Origin of the sequence: Saccharomonospora sp. NPDC046836, from assembly GCF_040645195.1 — a bacterium.
In the GTDB taxonomy this organism is placed as follows: Bacteria; Actinomycetota; Actinomycetes; order Mycobacteriales; family Pseudonocardiaceae; genus Prauserella_A.
The window spans coordinates 1-23,561 of the sequence record NZ_JBEYXW010000008.1 but is presented as its reverse complement, the minus strand read 5'-3'; the positions used below and the strand labels follow the sequence as shown (position 1 = coordinate 23,561).

The 23,561-nt window shown below is 70.6% G+C and carries 21 protein-coding genes and 1 riboswitch; of the genes, 7 read left to right on the top strand and 14 right to left on the bottom strand.

Translation table 11 applies throughout. The features are described 5' to 3' along the window. Positions 1-59: 59 nt before the first annotated feature. Positions 60-1,223, bottom strand: a complete 1,164-nt coding sequence (locus ABZ863_RS12335; RefSeq protein WP_358534448.1) for a lactate 2-monooxygenase — start codon at positions 1,221-1,223, stop codon at positions 60-62. Between the two features lie 95 nt (positions 1,224-1,318). On the opposite strand from ABZ863_RS12335, the gene ABZ863_RS12330 reads away from it, so the two are divergent. Together ABZ863_RS12330 and ABZ863_RS12325 are read left to right on the top strand one after the other, a co-directional pair. Continuing rightward, entirely contained in the window at positions 1,319-2,332 is a 1,014-nt protein-coding gene (locus ABZ863_RS12330) for a MerR family transcriptional regulator (protein WP_358534446.1), read from the top strand. Positions 2,333-2,350: 18 nt separating this feature from the next. Beyond that, positions 2,351-3,013, top strand: coding sequence for a hypothetical protein (locus ABZ863_RS12325; protein WP_358534444.1), 663 nt, complete (start codon positions 2,351-2,353; stop codon positions 3,011-3,013). A 4-nt stretch (positions 3,014-3,017) separates the two neighbouring features. On the opposite strand, the gene ABZ863_RS12320 is transcribed toward ABZ863_RS12325, so the two are convergent. Next, positions 3,018-3,161, bottom strand: a complete 144-nt coding sequence (locus ABZ863_RS12320) for a hypothetical protein (RefSeq protein ID WP_358534442.1) — start codon at positions 3,159-3,161, stop codon at positions 3,018-3,020. Positions 3,162-3,307: 146 nt separating this feature from the next. On the opposite strand from ABZ863_RS12320, the gene ABZ863_RS12315 reads away from it, so the two are divergent. Both ABZ863_RS12315 and ABZ863_RS12310 read left to right on the top strand, forming a co-directional pair. Next, positions 3,308-3,919, top strand: coding sequence for a hypothetical protein (locus ABZ863_RS12315; RefSeq protein WP_358534440.1), 612 nt, complete (start codon positions 3,308-3,310; stop codon positions 3,917-3,919). 153 nt (positions 3,920-4,072) lie between these two features. Continuing rightward, on the top strand, positions 4,073-5,278 hold the full coding sequence (locus ABZ863_RS12310; protein WP_358534754.1) for a Bcr/CflA family multidrug efflux MFS transporter: 1,206 nt from the start codon (positions 4,073-4,075) through the stop codon (positions 5,276-5,278). A 2-nt stretch (positions 5,279-5,280) separates the two neighbouring features. Here ABZ863_RS12310 and ABZ863_RS12305 read toward each other — a convergent pair whose 3' ends face one another. Beyond that, entirely contained in the window at positions 5,281-6,504 is a 1,224-nt protein-coding gene (locus ABZ863_RS12305; protein ID WP_358534438.1) for an FAD-dependent oxidoreductase, read from the bottom strand. 180 nt (positions 6,505-6,684) lie between these two features. On the opposite strand from ABZ863_RS12305, the gene ABZ863_RS12300 reads away from it, so the two are divergent. Together ABZ863_RS12300 and ABZ863_RS12295 are read left to right on the top strand one after the other, a co-directional pair. Next, positions 6,685-6,903, top strand: a complete 219-nt coding sequence (locus tag ABZ863_RS12300; RefSeq protein WP_358534436.1) for a hypothetical protein — start codon at positions 6,685-6,687, stop codon at positions 6,901-6,903. Positions 6,904-6,927: 24 nt separating this feature from the next. Next, the gene (locus ABZ863_RS12295; protein ID WP_358534434.1) at positions 6,928-7,590 is read left to right on the top strand and encodes an O-methyltransferase; all 663 of its coding nucleotides are present in this window, start codon (positions 6,928-6,930) and stop codon (positions 7,588-7,590) included. Here ABZ863_RS12295 and ABZ863_RS12290 read toward each other — a convergent pair. The 8 genes from ABZ863_RS12290 to gcvP all read right to left on the bottom strand — a co-directional run bounded on the left by ABZ863_RS12290 (position 7,554) and on the right by gcvP (position 19,500). Next, complete coding sequence (locus ABZ863_RS12290; protein WP_358534432.1) at positions 7,554-8,615, bottom strand: ABC transporter ATP-binding protein; 1,062 nt, start codon at positions 8,613-8,615, stop codon at positions 7,554-7,556. The genes ABZ863_RS12295 and ABZ863_RS12290 overlap by 37 nt on opposite strands. Beyond that, on the bottom strand, positions 8,612-10,090 hold the full coding sequence (locus ABZ863_RS12285) for an iron ABC transporter permease (protein WP_358534430.1): 1,479 nt from the start codon (positions 10,088-10,090) through the stop codon (positions 8,612-8,614). The genes ABZ863_RS12290 and ABZ863_RS12285 overlap by 4 nt, the downstream gene beginning before the upstream one ends. 50 nt (positions 10,091-10,140) lie before the next feature. Next, on the bottom strand, positions 10,141-11,163 hold the full coding sequence (locus ABZ863_RS12280) for an iron ABC transporter substrate-binding protein (RefSeq protein ID WP_358534428.1): 1,023 nt from the start codon (positions 11,161-11,163) through the stop codon (positions 10,141-10,143). 14 nt (positions 11,164-11,177) lie between these two features. Next, positions 11,178-13,637 (bottom strand): AMP-binding protein, encoded by a 2,460-nt coding sequence (locus ABZ863_RS12275; RefSeq protein ID WP_358534426.1) that lies wholly within the window; start codon positions 13,635-13,637, stop codon positions 11,178-11,180. Positions 13,638-13,786: 149 nt separating this feature from the next. Then, positions 13,787-15,085, bottom strand: a complete 1,299-nt coding sequence (glyA, locus tag ABZ863_RS12270) for a serine hydroxymethyltransferase (protein ID WP_358534424.1) — start codon at positions 15,083-15,085, stop codon at positions 13,787-13,789. Between the two features lie 2 nt (positions 15,086-15,087). Beyond that, the gene (gcvH, locus tag ABZ863_RS12265; protein ID WP_358534422.1) at positions 15,088-15,462 is read right to left on the bottom strand and encodes a glycine cleavage system protein GcvH; all 375 of its coding nucleotides are present in this window, start codon (positions 15,460-15,462) and stop codon (positions 15,088-15,090) included. Between the two features lie 17 nt (positions 15,463-15,479). After that, complete coding sequence (gcvT, locus tag ABZ863_RS12260; protein ID WP_358534420.1) at positions 15,480-16,562, bottom strand: glycine cleavage system aminomethyltransferase GcvT; 1,083 nt, start codon at positions 16,560-16,562, stop codon at positions 15,480-15,482. A 112-nt stretch (positions 16,563-16,674) separates the two neighbouring features. After that, positions 16,675-19,500, bottom strand: a complete 2,826-nt coding sequence (gene gcvP / locus ABZ863_RS12255) for an aminomethyl-transferring glycine dehydrogenase (RefSeq protein ID WP_358534418.1) — start codon at positions 19,498-19,500, stop codon at positions 16,675-16,677. A 122-nt stretch (positions 19,501-19,622) separates the two neighbouring features. Continuing rightward, a riboswitch (glycine riboswitch) is annotated at positions 19,623-19,716 on the bottom strand. Between the two features lie 159 nt (positions 19,717-19,875). Here gcvP and ABZ863_RS12250 point away from each other — a divergent pair. After that, positions 19,876-20,334 carry a DinB family protein gene (locus tag ABZ863_RS12250; protein ID WP_358534752.1) on the top strand — a complete coding sequence of 153 codons (459 nt, stop codon included), beginning with the start codon at positions 19,876-19,878 and terminating at the stop codon, positions 20,332-20,334. An 84-nt stretch (positions 20,335-20,418) separates the two neighbouring features. On the opposite strand, the gene ABZ863_RS12245 is transcribed toward ABZ863_RS12250, so the two are convergent. The 3 genes from ABZ863_RS12245 to ABZ863_RS12235 form a co-directional block, all read right to left on the bottom strand. Continuing rightward, positions 20,419-21,636 carry a hypothetical protein gene (locus ABZ863_RS12245; protein WP_358534416.1) on the bottom strand — a complete coding sequence of 406 codons (1,218 nt, stop codon included), beginning with the start codon at positions 21,634-21,636 and terminating at the stop codon, positions 20,419-20,421. A gap of 127 nt (positions 21,637-21,763) precedes the next feature. Continuing rightward, positions 21,764-22,822, bottom strand: coding sequence for an NAD(P)-binding domain-containing protein (locus tag ABZ863_RS12240; RefSeq protein WP_358534414.1), 1,059 nt, complete (start codon positions 22,820-22,822; stop codon positions 21,764-21,766). A gap of 87 nt (positions 22,823-22,909) precedes the next feature. Next, positions 22,910-23,440 (bottom strand): GNAT family N-acetyltransferase, encoded by a 531-nt coding sequence (locus tag ABZ863_RS12235; protein WP_358534412.1) that lies wholly within the window; start codon positions 23,438-23,440, stop codon positions 22,910-22,912. Positions 23,441-23,561: the final 121 nt, after the last annotated feature.

Genomic DNA, 23,561 nt, shown 5'->3' with positions numbered 1-23,561 from the left:
CGCGAGCCTGGGCGGGGGACTCGCGCGCAGGAGCGGGGGACTCGCGCAGGTGGTGGTCGTCAGGAGCGTCGGAGGGCAGCCGGGGTGAGCTCGGCGACCTTCCGGTATCCGGACAGGCCCATGGTCAGGTCGAAATCGGCGAGCAGGCTACGCAACACATGCCGCACGCCCTCCTCACCGCTGTGCGCGAGCCCATACACGTACGGCCTGCCGAGCAGCACCGCCCGCGCGCCGAGCGCCAGAGCCTTGAGGACATCGGCACCGGTGCGGATGCCCGAGTCGAACAGCACCTCGATCCGGTCGCCGACCGCCGCCGCGATCTCCGGGAGCACCTCCAGCGAGGCGACCGCCCCGTCCACCTGCCTGCCACCATGGTTGGACACGGCGATGCCGTCCATCCCGGCATCGGCAGCGCGCCGCGCATCATCGACGTGCTGGATGCCCTTGAGCACGATCGGGCCGTCCCAGTGCTCCCGCAGGAACGGCAGCGCGGTCCAGTCGCGGTCCGTGCCGGTGACCATGGAGATCCAGCGCAGCACCGCCGAGGGCGTGTCGTCTTCCGGCGCCTTGTCCAGGCGGGACCGGAACACCGGGTCGGTGAACGGCACCGCCATACCCAGCCCGTGCAGGAAAGGCAGGTACGCCCGGTCCAGGTCGGCAGGCCGCCAGGCGAGCGTCCAGGTGTCCAGCGTGACGACCAGCACCGAGTACCCGGCCCGCTGGGCGCGGCCGAGGATGCTGGCGCACACCTCCGGGTCGTTGGGCCAGTACAGCTGGAACCAGCGCGCCCCGTCGCCGCAGGCCCGCGCAACGTCCTCGATGCTCGTCGAGGACGCCGTGGACAGCACGGTCGGCAGGCCGAGCCCGGCCGCAGCCCGAGCGGTGGCGGCCTCCGCCTCCGGATGCACGATGGACTGGACACCCACCGGCGCGAGAAGCACGGGCGCCGGCATCGGCGTACCGAGAACAGTGGTGGACAGGTCCCGCTCGGTGGCGTCGGTGAGCATGCGCGGCACGATCTTCCACCGGTCGAACGCCGCCCGGTTGGCCCGCGCGGTGGCGCCTGAACCTGCTGCGCCGGCGACGTAGAAGAACGGCTCCGGTTCGAGCACCTGCGCCGCCGACTCCTCGAGCCGGGTCGCATCGGTGGAGAACGCGGGTTTGGTGCCGCCGTAGCCCTGCAGGTAGATTTCGTTCTGATAGGAACCGAACCGCTCAGCCACGTAACCTCCCCGGCCCACACCATTGTGTGGGCGAGATCCTACGCGGGGCGCAGGCGTTTGACCTTCGAGCTGGTTGAACGCCCAGAATCACCGGCATGCACAGCATCAGCGCGTTCGCGCGCCGCGTCGGGCTCACCCCGAGTGCCCTGCGCTTCTATGACGACTGCTCGATCCTCACACCCGCGCGGGTGGATCCGCTCACCGGCTACCGCTACTACAGCAGCGACCAGGAGGAGCGCGCCGTGCTGCTGCGGCGGCTGCGCGCCGCCGGGGTAGCGCTCGCCGGGATCGCCGTGGTGCTGGACGGCTCCCCCACCGAGGCGCGGGAGGTGCTGCGGGCCCATGCCATCCGGCTGCGCGAGGAGGCCTCGGCCGCGCGGGCCACGCTCGGTGAGCTGCTGGCCGCGCTGCCGGAGGGCTCCGTCCAGATCCGGATCGGCGGCGCCGAGCTGGCCAGCGCCGTGCGCCAGGTCGTGCCTGCCGCGGCGACCGGCGGGGAGTTCCCCCAGCTGCGCGGTGTGCTCCTCGAACTGGGCGACACCCACGTCCGGCTGGTGGCCACCGACCGCTACCGGCTCGCGATCCGCGAGCTCACCCCACTGGCCGCCGACGGCGGCGCCCGGCAGGCACTGGTGCCCGCCGACGACCTGGTCGCCGCCGCGGCGTGGGCGCTGCGGCACCCGGTGCTGACGGTGCATGCCGACGACGCCGGACTACGCCTGGTGGCAGGTGAGGACAGCTACCCGCTGCCGGTGCTCGACGGGGAGTTCCCCGCCTACCGCGACCTGCTGGCTGCGCTCGATCTGCCCGCGCACCGCGTGCTCGCCGACCGCGCGGCGCTGCGCGACGCGCTGGCCGCGGCCGGACCGGCTCCGGTGGTGCTCGACGTGCGCTCCGACGAGCTCGCCCTCGCCGGGGCGACCATGCCCGCGATCTGCTCCACAGGCCCGCGCATCGCGTTCGACCCCGCCGTGCTCGGTGCGGCGCTGGAAGCCGGGGTCGGTCCCGACGTGCTGCTCGAGATCGCCGCCGCCGACCGGCCGGTGCTGGTGCGCTCGGCCGATCAAGGCAGCTTCACCACCCTCGTCATGCCCGTCGCGCTGCCATAACCGCAAAGGAGAAATCGCATGGATACCGCCAACCCCGTCATCCGCCTGTGCTCGGAAGGCATGCGCGCCGAGGCACAGGGCCGCGCCGACGCCGCCCGTGCCCTGTTCGAGCAGGCCTGGGACACGGCCACCGACGACTACGAGGCCTGCGTTGCCGCGCACTACGTCGCCCGGCACCAGACGACACCGCGGGACACGCTGCACTGGAACCAGGTGTGCCTCGAGCGGGCGGACCGCGTCGGCGACGACCGCGTCGCCGGGTTCTACGCCTCCCTGCACGTCAACCTCGGCCAGGCCCACCGCGACCTCGGCGACGACATCCAGGCCGCACAGCATTTCCGGCTCGCCGCCACGCACCTGGGCGCCGTGCCAGCGGGGCCCTACCGCAACTGGCTGCGCCTCGGCATCGCCGAGGGGCAACGGCAGACGGACACCGCCGAGGTCACCGAGGGCGAGCAACGCCTCACCGCGTTGCTGCGGCAGCTGTGCACGCAGCAGGACCTGGTCTCACTGTGTCTGCTCCTGCCGGCCTGCTACGCCGACCTCGGCAGCGCCGAAGACCGGGACGCCAGGGCACAGGCCCTGTTGATGCTGCATGCCCAGCGGAGGCTGGGGAGCCGTGAGCAGCAGGAGCTGAGCGAGATCATCGGTCTGCTGCAGGCAACGGACACCGCCGCCTGAGGAGTCACTGCGCCTGCTCCTCGCCGGAGAGCAGGAGCACCGTGAACGCCATCACCCCGAGCATGAACCACCAGCCATCGCTGAGGACGATCGCCGCGGTGATGCCGAGCACCGCCGCGATGAAGGCGAGAACGCGCGGGTGTTCCATCACATCGCCTGGCTCTCCTCGGGTCACCAGGCGGGCCATATCGCCCGCCGGCAAGGCGACCCCCTTCCAGTCTGCGCCACCGCACGGCGGTGTGCCGCCCGTCGGCTAGGCTCTGCGGCGGTATCACTGGAGGGAGGCGGCAGGCCGTGCGGCACAACCGGCTGAGGTGGCTGCCCGGACTGTTCGTGCTCCTGCTGGTCGCAGGCGCCTGCACCAACACCCCCGAGCCGCGGACGGCCCCGGTCACCGCGACCGAGCAGGTCATGACCAACCCGTTCACGCCGGACGACGAGCCCGCGCCCGGCCTGCGAGTCGTCGAGGACACGACCGGCACCTGCTCCCCCTCGAACGTCAGCGTCGGCAACACCGCCGCGCGCCGCTGCGTCACCCCGGTGTTCCTCGTGCTGGACCCCTGTTTCGTGCCGCCGACGGGTCAGCACTTCGTCGCGCTGTGCCTGCCCGACCCCACCAGCACCGAGGCGGTCCGTTTCACGATGACCGCGGACCTTGGGCCACGGCGCCAGGACGCCGGTACGCCTCAGCCGTGGTTCGTCGAGCTCGCCGACGGCAGGATGTGCGCCCAGGTAGCCGGCGACACACTGCCGACACTGAACGGCGAACCGCCCACTTTCGGCTGCGGCCACGCCGACTACCTCTACGGCACACCGCAACACGGCACCGGGATCTGGACCATGGCGAACCGCCGCGACAGCGAGTTGGCGGTCGAGACGGTCCAGATCCGCACCGCCTGGCTCTGACATAGCCGCCGGTCTCCCGCGAGCGGGAATATTTAGTACCGCTACGCAAGTTGTTGTGAGGGCCCAGCAGCGACCGGCGGGAGACCACACAGCGTGACGGCAGAGACCACAACCAGACCCGAGCACCTCGACACCGCCGTACCCGGGCGCCGGATGCGCACCGCGCGCCACGCGCTGATCCTGGGCGGCTTCACCGCGTTCGGCCCACTCGCGGTCGACATGTACCTGCCTGCGCTACCGAGCATGGCCACCGACCTGCGCACCGGCGACGCCACACTGCAGATCACGCTGGCCGCCTTCGTCGTGGGCCTTGGTCTCGGCCAGCTCGTCATCGGCCCGCTGTCCGACGCCTTCGGCCGGCGGAGGCCGCTGCTGGCCGGGGTCGCGGTGTTCATCGCGGCGTCCGTGGTGTGCACGGTCAGCCCGTCCATCGAGGTACTCATCGCGGCTCGCGTCGTGCAGGCGTTCGGCGCCGCCGCGGGCATGGTCATCGCGCGCGCCGCCGTGCGCGACCTGTACTCCGGCGTCGCGATGGCCCGGTTCTTCTCGATGCTCATGCTGGTCACCGGGCTCGCGCCGATCCTGGCCCCCGTCATCGGCGGGCAACTCCTCGCAATCGCCTCCTGGCGCGGCATCTTCGCCGCGCTCACCGTGTTCGGCGGCGTGCTGCTCGTGGTCGCGGCGTTCGTACTGCCGGAGACGCTGCCCTCCCGGCTCCGCAAGCCGGCACGACCCGGCGCCATCGTCCGGACCTACGGGACCCTGCTGCGGGATCGCGTGTTCGTCGGGTACGCACTCGCGGGCGGCCTGGCGTTCGCGGCGCTCTTCAGCTACATCTCGAACTCGTCGTTCGTCCTGCAGGAGGTGTACGGGCTCAGTCCCCAGCAGTACAGCCTCGTGTTCGGCACCGGTGGCCTCGGCCTGGTACTCGCCGGTCAGGTCAACGGCCGCATCGTCGGCCGCGTCCCGCAACGCACGCTGCTGCGCATTGGGCTCGTCGCCGGCGCCGCGGGCTCGCTCGGCCTGGTCGCCGCCACGGCACTCGATCTCGGCCTCACCGGTGTGCTGCCGCCGCTGTTCCTCGCGGTCTCCAGCATCGGGATGATCATGCCCAACGCGACCTCGCTCGCCCTCGCCGACCACCCGGACACGGCGGGGACGGCCTCAGCGCTGCTGGGTGTGGTGCAGTTCAGCAGCGGCGGCGTCGCCTCCGCACTCGCCGGCATCGTCGGCGGCGCCTCGGCACTGCCGATGGCGGCGATCATGACCGCCTTCGGCGTGCTCGCGCTGCTGAGCTTCGCTGTGCTGACGCGCCGCCGGGTTCGCCCGGTGCAGCAGTACGCCACCGCTCAGGCGTGAGGCTATTCGACGCTCGCCAGATCCCCCTTGGTCAAGGTCGCCTCGTCGACGGCGAGCTGCCCGTCCACCATGCGTTCGAGCGCATCGCCGTAGTCCCAGACGTTCACGTTCATCGCCGCCCGGACCCGGCCGTCCCGTAACCAGAACGCGATGAACTCCCGCGCACCGAGGTCACCGCGCACAACCAGCCGATCAGACGCCGCGTCGGCGAGCCCGCGGTACTCCATTCCGAGCTCGTACTGATCAGTAAAGAAATAAGGACTCCTGAGGTACGGCTCGTGCGCACCCATGAGGTTGCTCACCACATGCGCGCCCTGGTCCTTCGCGTTGGCCCAGTGCTCGACGCGCACCGGCCGCTCGTAGCGCGGGTGGGCGTGCGACGCGATGTCGCCCACCGCGTAGACATCCGGCACCGTCGTGCGCAGCCCGGCATCGACGCGGACACCGCCGTCAGCGGCGAGCCCGAGCCCTGCCGCGTCGGCGAGTTCCACCCGGGGTGCCGCCCCCACGGCGACCAGGACGACGTCACCGGTCAGCTCCGTGCCGTCCGACAGCCGTACCCCCGGCGCACCGTCGCCGGCGCGGGTGAACTCGGCGACCTTCGCGCCCAGCCGCCAGCTCACACCGTGCTCGGCGTGCATGTCGTGGAACACCCTGGACACCGGCTCGCCGAGGGTTCTCAGCAGCGGAAGCGTGGCCGGTTCCACCACTGTCACCTCGGTGTCGTGCCTGCGGGCCGCGGCGGCGGCCTCAGTGCCGATCCATCCCGCCCCGACGATCACCGCCCGCTCGGCCTCCCGCAGTTCCTCCCGGAGCTCGATCGCGTTGTCGAGGGTGCGCAGGGTACGCAGGCCGGGCAGGTCGCCGCCGGGCACCGGCAGCGACCGTGGGCGCGAGCCGGTCGCCAGCAGCAGCCGGTCGTAACCGTGCTCCTCGCCGCGCTCGTCCACGACCCGTCGAGCCTCGGTGTCGATGCGCGTCGCCGTGACGCCGGAGCACAGGTCGATGTCGTGCTCGGCGTAGAACCCGGCTTCGCGCACCCAGTCCGGCTCGTCGGTGTCCCCGAGCAGCAGCCCCTTCGACAGCGGGGGTAGTTCATAGGGCCGGTGCGGTTCCGAACCCAGCACCAGCACCTCCCCGGAGTAGCCCCGCTCCCGCAGCCCGGCGGCCGCCGAGGCACCCGCGAGACCGCTGCCGATGACGACGATCCGGCTCGGCTCAGCCATGCTTCCTCCCCCGCTCGGGTTATGACCTGCGCCATCCCGACGCTACAACTCCAGGCCGGTCGCGGCAGCCCGGTGAACAACGCACAAGACGTCGCCGCGTTCGCGTCATGACGGCCCGGTTCGGCCGTCGCACCCTCGCACGCGCGAAGCGACTGCGGAGGCGGACGAGAGGCGATCGACGTGGCGGTGCGAAACGAGTGGGCAGTCTCCTGCCGGGACCTCGCCGGCCGGAGAAGGGAACTGACAGTTCTGGTCAGCAGTGACCGCGTGGTCCTGATCGCGCCACCGGGTGAAGCGGCCGTGCTCGGCCCGCTGGACGTCGGCAGGCTGCGCGCGGCGCTGCGGGACGCGGTGGTCGAGGCCCACCAGGGCAGCCAGGTCGAGGACGACGACTCGTAGGTATCCGTTGTTACGCTCGGGCGTATGGAGAACAGGACCTGGGCCGCGGTCGACGACTACTTCAGCTCGCACCTGATCCCACCGGACGCCGCGCTCGATGCCGCGCTGCGGGCCAGTAACGACGCCGACCTGCCCGCGATCGCCGTCGCACCGAACCAGGGCAAGCTGCTGTACCTCCTCGCACGCATGGCGCGCGCTCGCACCATCCTGGAGATCGGCACGCTCGGCGGCTACAGCACCATCTGGCTTGCGAGGGCGCTGCCCGCCGACGGGAAGCTGATCACACTGGAGGCCCAGCCGCGGCATGCTGCGGTCGCCAAGGAGAACATCGACAGGGCCGGACTGTCCGGCGTCGTCGACGTCCGTGTCGGCCGCGCCCTCGACACGTTGCCGAACCTACGCGGCGAGGCGCCGTTCGACCTCGTGTTCGTCGACGCCGACAAGCCGGGCAACCCGGAGTACTTCCGGTGGGCGCTGGAGCTGACCCGACCGGGCAGCGTGATCATCGTCGACAACGTGGTCCGCAGCGGCGCGGTGGCCGACCGCGACAGCGACGACCCCGCGGCCCGCGGCGTCCAGCACATGGTCGAGCTGATGGCCGCGGAGCCGAGGGTCGACGCCACGGCCGTGCAGACCGTGGGCGTCAAGGGCTACGACGGGCTCGCCATCGCACTCGTCACCGGCTGAGTAGCGGCGGGAAAGAAACGCGCGGTGCCCGACACCGTCAGTGCGACGCCGTCCCCTGGCCTGGCCTGCAGCGGCCCCTGCACGCGCGAACGCACCTCGGCACCGTCGTCCAGCCGCAGCAGCACGGTGGCGTCGTGACCGTGGAAGAACACGTCCGTCACGGTCGCGGCGACGCCGGCCCGCCCGGCGGCATCGATGTGCACCTGCTCGGGACGGACCAGCACGGTGCCAACGCCGGTGTCGCCGCCCTCGACCGGCACCTGGCCCAGTGGCGTCTCGGCGACGCCGGCCCCGGTGCGGGCCTCGAACACCACGGCGTCACCGACGAACAGGGCCACCCCGAGATCAGCGGGCTGCAGGTACACCTGTTGCGGCGTACCGAGTTGCGCCATCGTCCCGTCCCGCAGCACCGCCACGAGATCGGCCACGCCGAGCGCCTCCTCCTGATCGTGCGTGACGAGCAGCGCCGTCGCGCCGGTGGCCCGCAGCGCGGCACGCACGTCAGCACGCAGCTCCTCACGCAGCCCCGCGTCGAGCGAGGAGAACGGCTCGTCCAGCAGCACCACACCGGGCCGGGGTGCGAGCGCCCGCGCGAGCGCCACCCGCTGCTGCTGCCCACCGGACAGCTGCGCAGGCATCCGCGCGCCGTAACCGCCGAGCCCCACCAGGTCGAGCAGCTCGTCCACCCTGCCGTCCCGCCGCTGCGCCCGCGACAGTCCGAACGCGACATTGCCGGCAACGCTCAGATGCGGGAAAAGCGCGCCTTCCTGAGGAACGAGACCGATCCCGCGGCGCTCCGGTGCAATGTGGACGTTCCGCGCCGAGAGCACCCGCTCGCCGAGCGCGACGCGGCCCTCGCGCAGCGGGTGCAGTCCGGCGAGCACCCGCAGCAGCGTGGTCTTGCCACATCCGGAGGGCCCGAGCACCGCAGCGAGGCTGCCCTCGGGCACAGCGAGGTCGAGTCCACGCAGCACAGGCTCCGGCCCGTATCCGGCGATGAGCCCCTCGACGGTCAACGCGGTCATTGTCGTCCTCCCCTGCGCAGGAACTGATCCAGCAGCACGGCGGGCACCGCCGCCACGATCAGCAGCACCGCGGCATACGGTGCGGCGGCGGCGAAAGCGGCGATCTCGGTGCTCGACCACAGCTCGGTGGCCAGCGTGTCCGTCCCAGTTGGCCGCAGCATCAGCGTGGCGGGCAACTCCTTGGCACAGGTCAGGAACACCAGCGCCGCGCCGGCGAGCACGCCGGGCGCGGCCAGCGGCATCGTGACGAGCAGCTGGGTCGCCAGCCTGCCCTTGCCCAGCGAGCGGGAGACCTCCTCCAGCACCGGCGGGGCGTTGGTCACCGCCGTGCGCACCGCACCGACGGCGAGCGGCAGGAACAAAACGGCGTAGGCGAAAGCGAGCATCGGCGTGCGCTGGTACAGCTCCGGTGCGACCCGGATGCCGAAGAACACCAGCGCGAGGCCCACCGTGATGCCGGGCAGCGCGTGCCCGGCGAAGCTGCCGAGCTCAACACCCCTGGCCAGCCTGCCGGGGTACCGGGCGGCGAGGATGCCCACCGGGATCGCCAGTACCACCGTGAGCGCGGTGCCCAGCCCGGAAACCGTGACCGTGCCCCACGTCGCCGCGAGCAGGTCCGGTACATCCACGCCCGCCGAGCGGCCGACGAGCAGCCAGCGCGCGAGGCTGTAGACGGGAACGCCGAGCGAGAGCACCACGAGCACGACGACACCCAGCAGCGCAGGTATCCGCGCCTTGCCGAGCGGAACCGGCGCCGACGCCCGTGCGGCGCCACGGGCGCTGGCGACAGCCGCGGCGCCGCGGGCGCGCCGCTCCCCCGCGGTCAGCACCAGTGCGAGCGCCACGAGCACGCAGCCGAGGATCGCCGCCGGCGTGCGGTCGAAGGTGCCCTGGTAGCTGGTGTAGATCCCCATGGTGAAGGCGTCGAAGCGCAGCAGCGACACGGAACCGAAGTCGCTGAGCACGTACAGCGCGACGAGCAGCGCTCCCGCTGTCGCCGCCGGGCGAATGTGGCGCAACGTCACGAGCATGAACGTCCGTGGTGCCGACTTTCCCAGTGAGCGGGCGACCTCCTCCAGCGCGGGGTCGGCCGAGCGCAACGCGGCGGCGACGGGCAGCAGCACGTACGGGAACAGCACGAGCGTCAGTACCAGGAACGCGCCACCGAACCCGCTGAGCGAGGGCCACTGGGCGATCCACGTGAATGCGGCCACATAGGACGGTACGGCGAGCGGCAGCACGAGCAGGGTGCCCGCCACCCGCCTGCCCGGCAGGTCACTGCGCACGACGAGCCAGGCACCGAGCACGCCGAGCACCAGGCAGGCGAGTGCGACGGCCGCGGCGAGTCCGATGCTGCGGGCGGCCAGCGCGAGCGTGCGTTCCTGCCACAGCACGCGCCAGACCGTGTCACCGCCGCCCTCCCAGGCCCGGACGACGAGGTACCCCAGTGGCAGCAACGCCGCCACCGCGGCCACGAGCGCGGCCGCGGTGAGCAGGGGCGCCGAACGGGCGCGGGCGAGGGTGGTCAGGTCAGGCCCACTTCCTGCAGCATGGCGAGCGTCTCCTGCAGCGATGCCAGCTGGGACAGGTCGATGTCCGGTGACTGCACGTCCGACAGCGCCGGCAGATCGTGCTCGGTGGAAGTCACGCCTGGCGTCACCGGGTACTCGGCGGTGGTGTCGGCGTAGTAGCGCTGTGCCTGCTCGGACAGCAGGAAGCGCACGGCGCTCACGGCCGCGTCGCTGGAGTCGTTGCCCGCGAGTACACCGGCACCCGCAACGTTGACCAGCGCGAGCGGATCGTTGCCACTGACGAAGTGCAGCTGTGTCGTGACCGCATCGCGGCCCCGCTCGGCGACCCGCTCGTACCAGTAGTAGTGGTTGACGAGGCCGAGTGAGATCTGGCCGCTGTCGATTGCGTCGAGCACGGCGCCGTTGTTCTTGTACGACTGCGGGTCGTTCGCGGCGAACGCGGTCAGCCATTCACGCGCGCCGTCGTCGCCACGGAGCACCCGCAGACCGGTGACGAAGGACTGCCAGGACGCGTTCGTCGGCGCGAAGCCGATCTTGCCGCGCCACTTCGGGTCCAGTACGTCGTCGGCGTTCGCCGGGAGGTCGGCCTCGGCGACCTGCGCCGGGTCGTAGGCGACGACACGGGCGCGCGCCGAGGTCGCCACCCAGGTGCCGTCGTGGGCGCGGTACTTCTCCGGCACCAGGTCGAGCACGTCGGCAGGCAACGCGGCCAGCCTGCCCGCCTGGCTCAACGCACCGAGCGCGCCGGCGTCCTGGGAGAAGAACACGTCGGCCTGCGTGCTCTCGCCCTCCTCGAGCAGCTGCGCGGCCATCTCGGCGCTGCCGCCGTAGCGGACCTCGACCGGCATCCCGACCGCGTCCTCCAACTGGTCCAGCAGACCGCCGACCAGCCCCTCGTTGCGCCCTGAGTAGATCACCAGTGAGTCGGCGCCCGCTTGGTCCCCACCACAGGCGGCGAGCGGCAGAACGAGCGCGGCGACGAGCGCACCGACCCGGACACGATGACGGAACAACACAGATCCTCCTTGTTTCACAACAACGTTCGGGCCGCGCGGACACCGCGGTCGGCGATCAGCCACGCACCGATCCCGCTGACGACGCTGACCAGCAGCACCGTCAGCGGGGACAGATGCGGGAGCAGTTCGGGGTAGACGGCGTAGTGGGTGAGGTAGATGGCCAGTGACGCGCTCGCCACGACGCCGGCCAGCCGTGCGAGCGGCGCCGGCAACGCCAGGCGCGGCACCGCGAGCAGCAGCACCAGTCCCCCGATGACGACCGCCTCGCGCACCTGGCTGCCGAAGTAGCCCGGCACGAGCAGCAGTGCGAGCGCCGCGACGAGCCACGCCTGTGGTCTGGTCGCCGCCCGCTGGGCCAGCCAGCCGAGCACGAAGAACCACAGCGCGCCGTGGGTGCTCATGGCGTTGTCGAAGGCCTGGCCGACACCGTCGAGTGCGAGGTTCAGCACGAGCGCGCCGCCGAGCGTGGCCAACGGGAGGCCGAAGGCGTGCGCGCGCTCGAAACGCCGGAGGGCGGGAATGCAGAACAGCAGCCCGAAGACGAGCAACGTCTGCACCAGCACCTCGATGAACCAGTAGCCGCGTGCGACCGCGCCCGGCGCGTAGTTACTGATCAACAACACGTTCGGCAGGACGACATCGCCTTCGGTCACGGCACGGTAGGCGAGCCACAGCACGCTGGGCACCGCGATCCTGGCCGCGCCGCGCAGGACACGCGAACCGGCCTTGTCGTGCTGTGCCTGCGCGAGGCCGAACCGGGCGAAGCTCCACCCGGCCAGTATCAGCAGCAGATGCGCGCCGCCCCTGATGTCGAACAGGGCGATGTGCGTGCCGACGACCAGCAGGATCGCGACCGCCCACAGCACGACGCCGGTCTCCACCGTGCGCAGCAGGCGGCGCCGCGGTGTGAGCCGTTCGAGTTCCCGCACGGTCATCGTGGGCCAGCGGTCCGGGACGGCGCCGAGGAGCTTCTGCAGCTCCATGGACATGCGCACGTAGGTCAGCGAGTCGCCGCCGAGGCTCACGAAGGTGGCGTCGCCGTCGATGCCGGTGTGGCCGAGGACCCTGCCGAACGCCTCGCGCAACGTGCTGGGCGCACGCCGGATGCGGGTGTAGTCCACCTTGCCGCTGGCCAGGCGCGGCAGGTCGGCGGACGCCGTGACGTGGACACGGTCCGGGGGCAGCCCGACGCGTTCGCACACCAGTGCCCGCGCCCCGCCCGCGTCCCGGGTGACCGCGACGACCAGCCCCTCGTCGTCGCCGGAGCAGGCCGCGGTGTAGCCGTGCTCGGCGAGCAGCCGCTCCACCTGTCCGAGATCGACGCGCAACCCGAACAGTTTCAGGAACCGGTTCCTGCGGCCGACGATCTCGTACAGCCCGGCGTCGGTGCGGCGGGCGATGTCGCCGGTGGCGAGCGCGTGGACGCTGCGGCCCAGCGCGAGGTCCGCGGGCGACTCGGCATAGCCGAGCATCACGTTCGGTCCGCGGTAGATGAGCTCGCCCTCACCGCTGCCGTCGTCGTCGAGCTCGAACGACCCGCCCGGGATCGGCACCCCGATGGCCCCCGGGTATGTGGCGGCCAGTTCGGGCGGCAGGTACGCCATCCGCGCAGTGGCCTCCGTCTGGCCGTACATGACGAAAAGCCGCCACCCCTGCCGCGCGGCGCGAGCGGTCAGATCGCGGACCCTGGCGGGGTCGAGCCGCCCACCCGCCTGCGTGACGTAGCGCAGGCTCGGCAGGTCCAGCTCCCGCCCGACGGCCTCCAGCAGCTCGAAGGTGTGCGGCACGCCGTGCAGGCTGGTCGCCCGCCAGCGCCGGGCCAGCTCCCAGAACGCGTCCTCGACGACGGAGTCGGCGGTGAGCAGCAGGGCGGCACCGCTCAGCAGGTTGCTGTTGACCACCGACAGCCCGTAGCAGTAGTGCAGGGGCAGCGAGGTGAGCACGCGATCGGTGCCGCGGATGCCGAGATAGTCCGCGATGGCGGTGGCATTGGACTGCAGGTTGTCCCGCGAGAGCCGCACGAGCTTCGGCGACCCGGTGGAGCCGGATGTCGACAGCAGCAGAGCCAGCTCGGGATGCAGCCGGTGCCGGGTACCTGCGCGCCGCTCGGTGAGCCGCCAGGTACGGCCCTGTTGCCGCAGCACCACGTCGGGGTCGTAGGCCGCGATGAGTGAGTCGAGGCGCCCGCCCTCGTCGGCGGCGGTGACCAGCACCGGATGCCCGGCGGCGAGCGCGGCGAGGTAGGTGACGAGCGGCTCGACGTCGTTCGTGGCAGCCACCAGGACGAGGCGCCGGACAGTGCCGAGGCGTTGCGCGGTCGCCGCCACGCGATCGGCGAGTTCGGCATAGGTGATGGCCGTGCCGTCGGGGCCGACCATGGCCAGCCGGTCACCGTAGCGGGCCAGCCCCTGGGCGAACGGCACGCCGAGGGCGGCAGGCTGTGCCACCTCCGGCGGGGCCACGTCCAGTGTCACGGGTCGACTCACTCCCGGCTCGGGTCGACTGCCCTCGAGCCGACGACTAGCTAGCTGAGCCAACCCTCACTTAGGGAAGGCTTAGCTGAGCCTAACCCAGGCATTCGAGACACCCAAGTGACGTCAGCAACAGTTCGGACACGGGCGCACTACTGCCGCACTCCGGGCCCTGGTGCCTCAGCCACGTCCGCGTACAGCGGGTGCTTCTCGGCCAGCAACGTCACCCGCGCGCCGAGCTCGCGCCGGGTGGCCTCGTCGAAGTCGGACCGCAGCGCGAGCGCGATGATGTCGGCGACCTCGGTGAAGTCGTCGGCGCCGAAGCCGCGCGTGGCCAGCGCCGGTGTGCCGATCCGCAATCCCGAGGTGATCATGGGCGGCCGCGGGTCGAACGGCACCGCGTTGCGGTTCACCGTGATGCCGATGGAATGCAGCCGGTCCTCCGCCTGCTTTCCGTCCAATGTGGACTCCACGAGGTCGACGAGAACGAGGTGCACATCGGTTCCACCGGTGAGAACCCGAACTCCGGCGGCGGCACAGTCCGGATGCGACAGTCGTGCGGCGAGGATCTTGGCACCGTCGAGCACCCGCCCCTGCCGCTGCTGGAACTCCTCGCTCGCGGCGATCTTCAACGCCACCGCCTTGCCGGCGATCACATGCTCGAGCGGTCCGCCCTGCTGACCGGGGAACACCGCCGAGTTGATCTTCTTGGCGTGCTCGGCACGGCTGAGGATGATGCCGCCACGCGGACCGCCGAGCGTTTTGTGTGTCGTCGTGGTCACCACATCGGCATGCGGTACCGGGTTCGGGTGCAGGCCGGCCGCCACCAGGCCGGCGAAATGTGCCATGTCCACCATGAGCAACGCCCCGACGGAGTCGGCGATGCGCCGGAACTCGGCGAAGTCCAGCTGACGCGGGTAGGCCGACCAGCCCGCGATCACGAGCTTCGGCCGGTGCTCGACGGCCAGCCTCTCGACCTCGGCCATGTCGATGCGGCCGGTCTCGCGGTCGACGTGGTAGGCCACGACTTCGTAGAGCTTGCCAGAGAAGTTGAGCCGCATGCCGTGGGTGAGGTGCCCACCGTGCGCAAGGTCGAGGCCGAGGATCGTGTCGCCGGGCTCCAGCAGCGCGGCCATCGCCGCCGCGTTGGCCTGCGCGCCGGAATGTGGTTGCACATTGGCGTGCTCAGCGCCGAAAAGCGCCTTCGCCCGCTCGATGGCCAGCGTTTCCACCACGTCGACGTGCTCGCAACCGCCGTAGTAGCGCCTGCCCGGGTAGCCCTCGGCGTACTTGTTCGTCAGCACCGAGCCCTGCGCCTCGAGGACGCTGACCGGTGCGAAGTTCTCGGAGGCGATCATCTCCAGCGTCGACTGCTGCCGGTCCAGCTCGGCCGCGACCGCCGCCGCCACCTCGGGGTCCACAACAGACAGTGGGGCATCGAACGAACTCATGGTCACGCCTCCTGGATCAGCTCGGCGTAAGCTGCGGCATCCAGCAGATCCGGCACGGTCGCGGTACGCACCCGGAACAGCCAGCCCGCCTCGTAGGGATCGGCGTTCACGGTCTCCGGTGCGTCCACAACAGACTTATTGACCTCGGTCACCTCGCCGCTGACCGGTGAGAACAGCTCGCTGACCGACTTGGTCGACTCGATCTCCCCACACACCTCACCCGCGGTGACGGTGTCACCGACGGCGGGCAGCTGGACGAACACGACGTCACCGAGCGACTCGGCCGCGAACGCGGTGACACCGACGGTGGCCACTCCATCGTCGAGCTGAACCCACTCGTGTTCCTTGGTGTAGCTGAGATTCTGCGGAATGTTCATGGAAGGCCTCTCGGGGATCAGGACTGTCGCTTGTAGAAGGGCAGGGAAACGATCTCGACCGGTTCCAGGCGGCCACGGATGTCAGCGGACAGGGCCGTGCCGGGCTCGGCGACCTCGCGGGAAACGTAGGCCATGGCGATCGGGTAGCCCAGCGTCGGGGACAGCGCACCGCTGGTGACCTCGCCGACCTCGGCGCCGTCGGCGAGGATCCGGTAGCCGTGCCGGGGTGCGCGGCGTCCGGTGCCGCGCAGCCCCACCAGCACGTGCTCGGGTTCGCCCAGCGCCACCAGTGCCGCCCTGCCGACGAAGTCGCCGGGCTTACCGAACTTCACGACACGGCCGAGCCCGGCAGCGGACGGCGAACGCCCGGTGCCCAGTTCGTTGCCGTACAACGGCATGCCGGCCTCCAGGCGCAGGGTGTCCCGGCAGGCGAGCCCGGCGGGCAGCAGGCCGTGCGGCTCGCCCGCCTCGGCCAGCGCGCGCCAGACTCCGGCTGCCTGTTCGGCAGGCACGTACAGCTCGAAGCCGTCCTCCCCGGTATACCCGGTCCTGGCGAGCAGCACGTCCTGTCCGCCGACCACGGCGGGTGTGCTGGCGTAGTACTTCAGTGCCGGCAGGTCCACGTCGGCGAGTGAACCGACGATGGTGGCGGCGGCCGGTCCCTGGACGGCGATGAGTGCCGTACCGGCCGAGCGGTCGGTGACCTCCGCCTCGAATCCGCCTGCGCGCACGGCGAGTTCCGCGGCGACCACCGCGGCGTTGCCTGCGTTGGCCACCACCAGGAAACGGTCCTCGGCAAGGCGGTACACGACGAGGTCGTCCAGCACACCACCAGCAGGAGTGCACATCATGGTGTAGCGGGCCCTACCCTGCGCGACCGCGGACAGCTGGCCGACGAGCGCGTAGTCGAGCGCCGCACCCGCCTGTGGCCCGGTCAGTTCGATCTCGCCCATGTGCGAGAGGTCGAACAACCCGGCCGTTTCCCGCACCGCGCGATGCTCGGCGAGCTCGCTGGAATAGCGCACCGGCATGGACCAGCCGGCGAAATCGGTGAACGACGCACCGAGGCCTGCGTGTACTTCGTACAGTGGAGTCTTCATTGGACGGATCAGCCTTCTGTGTTGTGGCGGCGTCGCGCGCAACGCGATCGCGGGGCCTTCGGCCGGAGCGCGCTCTGTGGTTGCGTCGAGTGCCGCCGCTGCATTCTGTGCATCAGCCTTCGTAGGAGGTGACGGGCGGGCACGAGCACACGAGGTTGCGGTCGCCGTAGGCGCCCTCGATGCGCCGCACCGGCGACCAGTACTTGCCCTTGGCCGCGGTCCGGCCGGGATAGACGGCGAGGGCCCTGTCGTAGGGCAGGTCCCAGTCCCCGGCGAGCTGTTCCGCGGTGTGCGGGGCGCCCCGCAGCGGGCTCTGCTCCACCGGCCAGCGGCCCGCCGCGACCTCGTCGATCTCGCGGCGAATCGAAATCATGGCCTCGCAGAACCGGTCGATCTCGGCGAGGTCCTCGCTCTCGGTCGGCTCGACCATGAGTGTGCCCGCGACGGGGAACGACATCGTCGGTGCGTGGAAACCGTAGTCGATCAGGCGCTTGGCCACGTCCTCGACCGTCACGCCCGTCTGCTTGGTCAGCGGGCGCAGATCCAGGATGCACTCGTGGGCGACGAGCGCGTTCTGTCCGGTGTAGAGCACCGGGTAGTGCGGGGCTAGCCGGGCCGCGACGTAGTTGGCCGCCAGCACGGCGACCTGGGTCGCCTCGGTCAGTCCCGCCGCGCCCATCATGCGCACGTACGCCCACGAGATCGGCAGGATCGAGGCCGAACCGTACGGCGCTGCCGAGATCGGACCGACGCCGGTGTCCGGTCCGGCCTCGTCGAGCAGCGGGTGGTTGGGCAGGTACGGCGCCAGGTGCGCGCGCACCGCGACCGGGCCGACGCCAGGACCACCACCGCCGTGCGGGATGCAGAAAGTCTTGTGCAGGTTCAGATGTGAGACATCGCCGCCGAACTCGCCCGGCTTGGCGAGGCCGAGCAGCGCGTTGAGGTTCGCACCGTCCACATAGACCTGGCCGCCTGCCTCGTGCACGATGCCCGCCAGCTCAGCGATGCCGGTCTCGTAGACGCCATGCGTGGACGGGTAGGTGACCATGATCGCGGCAAGGGTGTCGCGATGCTTGTCCACTTTGGAGCGCAGGTCGGCGAGGTCGACGTCGCCGTCTGCAGTGCAGGCGACCACCACCACGCGCATCCCGGCGAGCACCGCGGACGCGGCGTTGGTGCCGTGCGCCGACGACGGGATCAGGCACACGTCCCGCTCGGGCTGCCCGTTGGCCCGGTGGTAGGCGCGGATCGCCAGCAGGCCGGCCAGCTCACCCTGGCTGCCGGCGTTGGGCTGCAGTGACACGCTGTCGTAGCCGGTGACCTCGCACAGCCACGACGACAACTGGCGGACCAGCTCGTGGTAACCGGCGGCGTCCCCGGCAGGGGCGAACGGGTGCAGCCCGGCGAACTCCGGCCAGGTGACCGGCTCCATCTCGGTGGTCGCATTGAGCTTCATCGTGCAGGAACCGAGTGGGATCATCCCGCGGTCGAGCGCGTAGTCCAGGTCCGCGAGTCGCCGTAGGTACCGCAGCATCGCCGTCTCGGAGCGGTGGGTGTGGAAGACCTCGTGCGTGAGGTACTCGCTGGTGCGCAGCAACGCCTGGGGCAGCGCACTCGCCTGCCCTGCCCCGGTGGGCACCCCGAAGGCCCGCAGCACGCCGGCGAGGATTTCCGGCGTTGTGGCCTCGTCACACGCCACCCGCACGTGGTCGGCGTCGACGTGGCCGAGGTTGATGCGCGCATCGCGCGCGGTCGCGACCACCTCTGCAGCCCTGCCGGGTACCCGCGCCAGCACCGTGTCGAATAACGTGTCGTGCACGACCTCGACCCCACCGGCGCGCAGCGCGGCCGCCAGGGCCGCGGCGTGACCGTGCACGCGTTCGGCAATGCGCTTGAGCCCATCCGGACCGTGGTAGACGGCGTACATCGAGGCGATCACCGCGAGCAGCACCTGCGCGGTACAGATGTTGCTGGTGGCCTTCTCCCGGCGGATGTGCTGTTCCCTGGTCTGCAGCGCGAGCCGGTAGGCCGGCGCTTCCGCGGCGTCGATCGACACCCCGACCAGGCGGCCGGGCAGTGAGCGCTCCAGCCCGGCGCGCACGGCGAGGTATCCGGCGTGCGGGCCTCCGTACCCGAGCGGGACGCCGAAGCGCTGTGTCGATCCGGCGGACAGGTCGGCGCCGAACTCGCCGGGTGCGCTGATCAGCGTCAGTGCGAGCAGGTCGGCTGCCACGCAATAGAGTGCGCTGGCCTGCTCGGCGGCCTCGCCGATGGCGGTGTAGAAGCCGGGCTCCCGCAGCACGCCGGACACGCCGGGGTACTGCACGACCACGCCGAAGAACTCCGCGGGCAGGCCCTGGGTGAGGTCACGGACGTCGACCTTGATGCCGACCGCCTCGGCGCGGGTCCGCACGACGGCGATCGTCTGCGGCAGGCACTCCGCGTCGAGCACGAGCGTCGCCGACTTCGCCTTGGCCGCGCGGCGCATGAGCATCATGGCCTCGGCCACCGCGGTGCCCTCGTCAAGCATGGAGGCGTTGGCGGTGGTCAGCCCGGTCAGGTCGGCGACCATGGTCTGGAAGTTGAGGAGCGCTTCGAGCCTGCCCTGCGAGATCTCCGGCTGGTACGGGGTGTAGGCGGTGTACCACGCCGGGTTCTCCAGCACGTTGCGCCGGATCACGGCGGGTGTGATCGTGTCGTAGTAGCCGAGGCCGATCATCTGCGTCATCGGACGGTTACGCGATGCGAGCTGCCGCAGCTCCGCGATGGCCTCCACCTCGGTGGCCGCGGGCGGCAGGTCCAGCTCGCCCGCGCTGCGGATGGCGGCGGGCACGGCTGCGGCGACCAGTGCGTCGAGACTGCGGTAGCCGCACTCGGCGAGCATCTTGGACTGCTCGTGCTCGGCGGGCCCGATGTGACGATCGGCGAACGTGGACATCCGGGAGCTCCTCACTCAGCGGTTCGGGAACTCCCCCTCTGTCATGGCACCTGAGAGTTTCACCGCCGGCGCGGCTTTCACCTTGGGTGAGGCGCGACGTCGCGCCTGCTTTCCAGAGTGGCCTGGCCTGAGCGGTATCTGGTACCTGAGAGATTGGCGGGGAAATTGCTCCTTCGGTGCCCCGTCTGTCGACGAGGTCTCTCCCGCTCGGGCTCGTGACGGCCGATGTTCAGTTGTGAGCGTCAGTGTATAGGCCCGCAACCGGCTGCGGGACGTGACACCGACCCCGCCAAGTGTGCTGGATGGAAAGCCCCCGCGTTCAATGCCGGGGTGATCGATCGCCCCACACCACCTCTGATCGCAGGCGAGCGCGAGATGCTGCGTGCCTTCCTCGACTTCCACCGCGCCACACTCGCCGGGAAATGCGACGGCCTCTCCGACGAGGACCTGCGCCGCCGGTCGATGCCCCCGTCGTCACTGTCGCTGCTCGGCCTGGTCCGGCACCTGGCCGAGGTGGAGCGCGCGTGGTTCCGCAGGGTCATCGGCGGCGAGGACGTCCCGCTCGTGTGGTCGGCTGACGGGGACTACCAGGCGGCCTACGATGCGAGCACCGCCACCCGCGCGAAGGCCTTCGGCGTCTGGCAGGCCGAGGTCGAGCACTCCCGCCGGATCGAGCAGGCAGCCGAGTCACTCGATGTCACCGGGTACAACGCGCGCTGGGGTGAGCAGGTGTCGCTGCGGCTGGTCATGCTGCACCTGACCCACGAGTACGCCCGCCACAACGGTCATGCCGACTTCCTGCGCGAGGGCATCGACGGCACCGTCGGGGTCTAGCGCAGAAGCCTCCGGAACAGGTGGGCTGGTGGTGGCCCGGTTGCCGGGGCCACCACCAGTCCACAAACGACAACTAGCGAATCGTCACTGGACGCGCGTCCTGCGGCGAGCCAGGCCGAGCCCACCGGCACCCAGTGCCAGGGAAGCCCCGCCGACCAGCAGGCTGATCAGCGGCACCGGCACCACTACGAGGTCGGTGCTGGTGTCGGGAACCAGGTTCGCGATATCGGTCGACAGGTTGCTGTTGTCATTGGTGTAGGTGCCCGCCGTGCTCGACGTCACGTTCACCGTGATGATGCACGTCGCACCCGCCGCAACCGACAGGTTGGCCGCCCTGATGCCCGGATCACCGGCACTGAGCGCGTTACCAGCCGGGTTGGTCACCGATGGCGTGCCGCACTGACCGTTGGTGGTGAATGCCGAGTCGGCCATCGTCACCCCGGCCGGAAGCGTGTCGGTGAAGTCCAATGGGGACAGATCCGGCTGGCCGACGTTGACCGGGTTGGTGATGAAGAAGCTCAGCTGCCCGGAGTCGCCTTCAGTGATCGTCGAAGGGTCGAAGCTCTTGGTCAGCGACGCGGTCGGGAACGACAGCGAGTAAACCCAGCCATCACCAGAGTCGACGTGCTGGTTGTAGATCATGAACGACTGGACGGGCCCGCCACCCAGCACGAAGGAACCGCAGGCACCGACCGGGTTGGAGCCATCGTTGGCCTGGCAGCCACCCACCACAGCCGGTGAGGTTTCGCGGTTCAGGAACGTGGAGTCGCCGTCCGGGGTGACGTCCATCTCGTCGTTCTTCGACAGCGTCGACAGGCTGATCGGGGCACCGGTCGTGGTCCTGCCACCGATGGACACAAAGCTGCTGTCGAGGTTGGCGACATGCAGGATCGGCGCGATGACCGGCTTGTTGAAGGTGATCACCTGCGTGAACGCATCGTCACCCACCACCCCCTGAAGGACACTCGCGGAGTCCGCGGGGACATCAGGCTCGATGAATTCGTCCACATTGGCCCCTGCCAACGGGCCGCTGGGGCGTGGCCACGCATCGTTGTTGGTTCCCGAGACGACCTGGATCGTCGCGGTCACGCCGCTGTCACCGAACGTGCCGGTCATCGTCTGTCCGACACCCGGCGACGTGGGCGTGGACACGCTCGTCATCCACTGCTGGGACGAGGAGGTCGCAGCACCGGCGAACGCACCGCTCGCCAACAGGCCACCGATCGCCAGCAGGGACGCCGCCCCGCCGATCGCCGCGATCCGCCGGCCCCTGCGTCTCAGTCTTGGTCGTGAATTGTCCACAATGGTCCTTCCACTTTGGAAAATAATGTACACATTGGACATGTGCACGGCGTGAGGACCAGGACACCTATCTGAAGGTCACGGCAGAAGATCAACTTAACCCGGGCGGGTGAGGCGCGAGAGCGTGTTAACCGAGTAGCTGCAGCAGTTCGCGAACCGCGCTGCGGCCTGCCCTGCTGGCCCCGACGGTGCTGGCCGACGGGCCGTAGCCGACGAGATGCAGTCTCGGCGCGGCGACCACCCGTGTGCCGTCCATCCGGATTCCGCCACCGCGTTCCCGTAGCCGCAGCGGGCGCAGATGATCGAGTGCGGCGCGAAAGCCGGTGGCCCAGAGGATCACGTCGGCACGCTGCTCGCGGCCGCCGGCCCACACCACACCGTGCGGCGTGATGCGCTCGAACATCGGCTTGCGGTCCAGGATCCCCGCCGTGCGGGCGCGGCGAACCTCGGCGGTGAGCTGAAGGCCGGTCACGCTGACCACGCTGCGCGGTGGTTTGCCGTCACGCACCAAGGTGTCGACCTTCGCCACCACCTCGCGGCCGTACTCGGGGGTGAACTCCGCGTCGCGGAACACCGGCGGCGTGCGGGTGACCCAGGTGGTCCCGGCGGCCTGCGGTGCGATCTCCAGCAACAGCTGTACCGCCGAGGTCCCGCCGCCGACCACGGCGACGTGCTTGCCGCGGAACTCCGCGGCGCCGGTGTAGTCGGCAGTGTGCAACTGCCTGCCGGTGAAGGTCTCCTGGCCGGGGTAGTACGGCCAGAACGGCCGGTCCCAGGTGCCCGTCGCGTTGATCACTCCCCTGGCGGCCCAGGTCTCGGTCGCGCTCTCCACGAGGAATCGGCCATCGCCCGACCGCCGTACCGCGAGCACGTCCACCGGCCGGTGTACCGGCAGGTCGAAGGTGCGTTCGTAGCGGTCGAAGTACTCGGCAACCACATCCGCCGCGGGCCGGGTTCCGTTGGCTTCGCCGAGCGCGAAGCCCGGAAGGTCGTGCAGACCGTGCACCTTGTCGAGCCGCAGCGACGGCCACCGGTACTGCCAGGCGCCGCCCGCACGCTTGCCGTGGTCGAGCACGACGAAGCCCGAACCGTTGCCGAGCCCGGCCCTGCGCAGGAAGTAAGCCGCCGACAATCCCGCCTGCCCGGCACCGATGACGGCGACCTCCGTCTCATGATCAGCCCGCATAAGCGGTACAACCGCCGCGGCGGTGACGACCTTCCCGGCGCGGCAGTGGCACACCCCACGTGCGGCACAAGACCGCCACAACAGGCGTCACCACACGTCGCCGTCGCGCCAGTCGCAGGTCAGCTCACCCGCCAGGTCCACCGGCCTGGTGACCGGCAGCACGAACACGCTGTCGTCGTCCTCGGCCGTGCGCTCGGTGCCCGCCGGCGTCAGCGCGAACGTCGGCCCCTGCCAGCGTTGCCAGCCGCGCGCGGCATAGAACGCCAGGCCCTCGTCGCTCGAACTGAGCGCACCCAGGTCGTAGGCGGCACGGATGACCCGTTCGAGCTCCGCCATGACCGCGCCGCCGACACCACGGCGACGGTGCTCCGCGCGGACCGCGACGGCCTCGACATAGCCGGCCCGCAATGCCGTGCCGCCATGCAGCAGGCGCCGCTGGATCACCGAACCGTGGCCGAGTAGTTCACCATCCGCCCACGCGAGCACGTGAACGCCGCCCAGCGCGTGCTCCCAGTCGTGCTCGGTCAGCTCGTCGAACACATCCCACAGCAGGGCCCGGATCGCGTCCGCTGCCGAGGTGTCCAGGTCAGCGGCGTGCGTCGTGCGCAGGTCGATCACACCGCCATCGTGGCAGATGCGGTCTTAGAGCGCGTCTGGGAACCGTCCTCCGTGCGAGCGGTGATCCAGATGGATGCATCGCAAGGCGGAGGAGGGAGCCATGACGGAGTCATGGTGACTG

Bases quoted from the DNA above. Each gene is read 5' to 3' on its own strand.
- gcvH (WP_358534422.1), bottom strand. From the start codon at position 15,462: ATGAACATTCCGCAGAATCTCAGCTACACCAAGGAACACGAGTGGGTT.
- glyA (WP_358534424.1), bottom strand. From the start codon at position 15,085: ATGAGTTCGTTCGATGCCCCACTGTCTGTTGTGGACCCCGAGGTGGCG.
- ABZ863_RS12305 (WP_358534438.1), bottom strand. From the start codon at position 6,504: ATGGCTGAGCCGAGCCGGATCGTCGTCATCGGCAGCGGTCTCGCGGGT.
- ABZ863_RS12295 (WP_358534434.1), top strand. From the start codon at position 6,928: ATGGAGAACAGGACCTGGGCCGCGGTCGACGACTACTTCAGCTCGCAC.
- ABZ863_RS12250 (WP_358534752.1), top strand. From the start codon at position 19,876: ATGCTGCGTGCCTTCCTCGACTTCCACCGCGCCACACTCGCCGGGAAA.
- ABZ863_RS12330 (WP_358534446.1), top strand. From the start codon at position 1,319: ATGCACAGCATCAGCGCGTTCGCGCGCCGCGTCGGGCTCACCCCGAGT.
- ABZ863_RS12320 (WP_358534442.1), bottom strand. From the start codon at position 3,161: ATGGAACACCCGCGCGTTCTCGCCTTCATCGCGGCGGTGCTCGGCATC.
- gcvP (WP_358534418.1), bottom strand. From the start codon at position 19,500: ATGTCCACGTTCGCCGATCGTCACATCGGGCCCGCCGAGCACGAGCAG.
- ABZ863_RS12325 (WP_358534444.1), top strand. From the start codon at position 2,351: ATGGATACCGCCAACCCCGTCATCCGCCTGTGCTCGGAAGGCATGCGC.
- ABZ863_RS12310 (WP_358534754.1), top strand. From the start codon at position 4,073: ATGCGCACCGCGCGCCACGCGCTGATCCTGGGCGGCTTCACCGCGTTC.
- ABZ863_RS12290 (WP_358534432.1), bottom strand. From the start codon at position 8,615: ATGACCGCGTTGACCGTCGAGGGGCTCATCGCCGGATACGGGCCGGAG.
- gcvT (WP_358534420.1), bottom strand. From the start codon at position 16,562: ATGAAGACTCCACTGTACGAAGTACACGCAGGCCTCGGTGCGTCGTTC.
- ABZ863_RS12240 (WP_358534414.1), bottom strand. From the start codon at position 22,822: ATGCGGGCTGATCATGAGACGGAGGTCGCCGTCATCGGTGCCGGGCAG.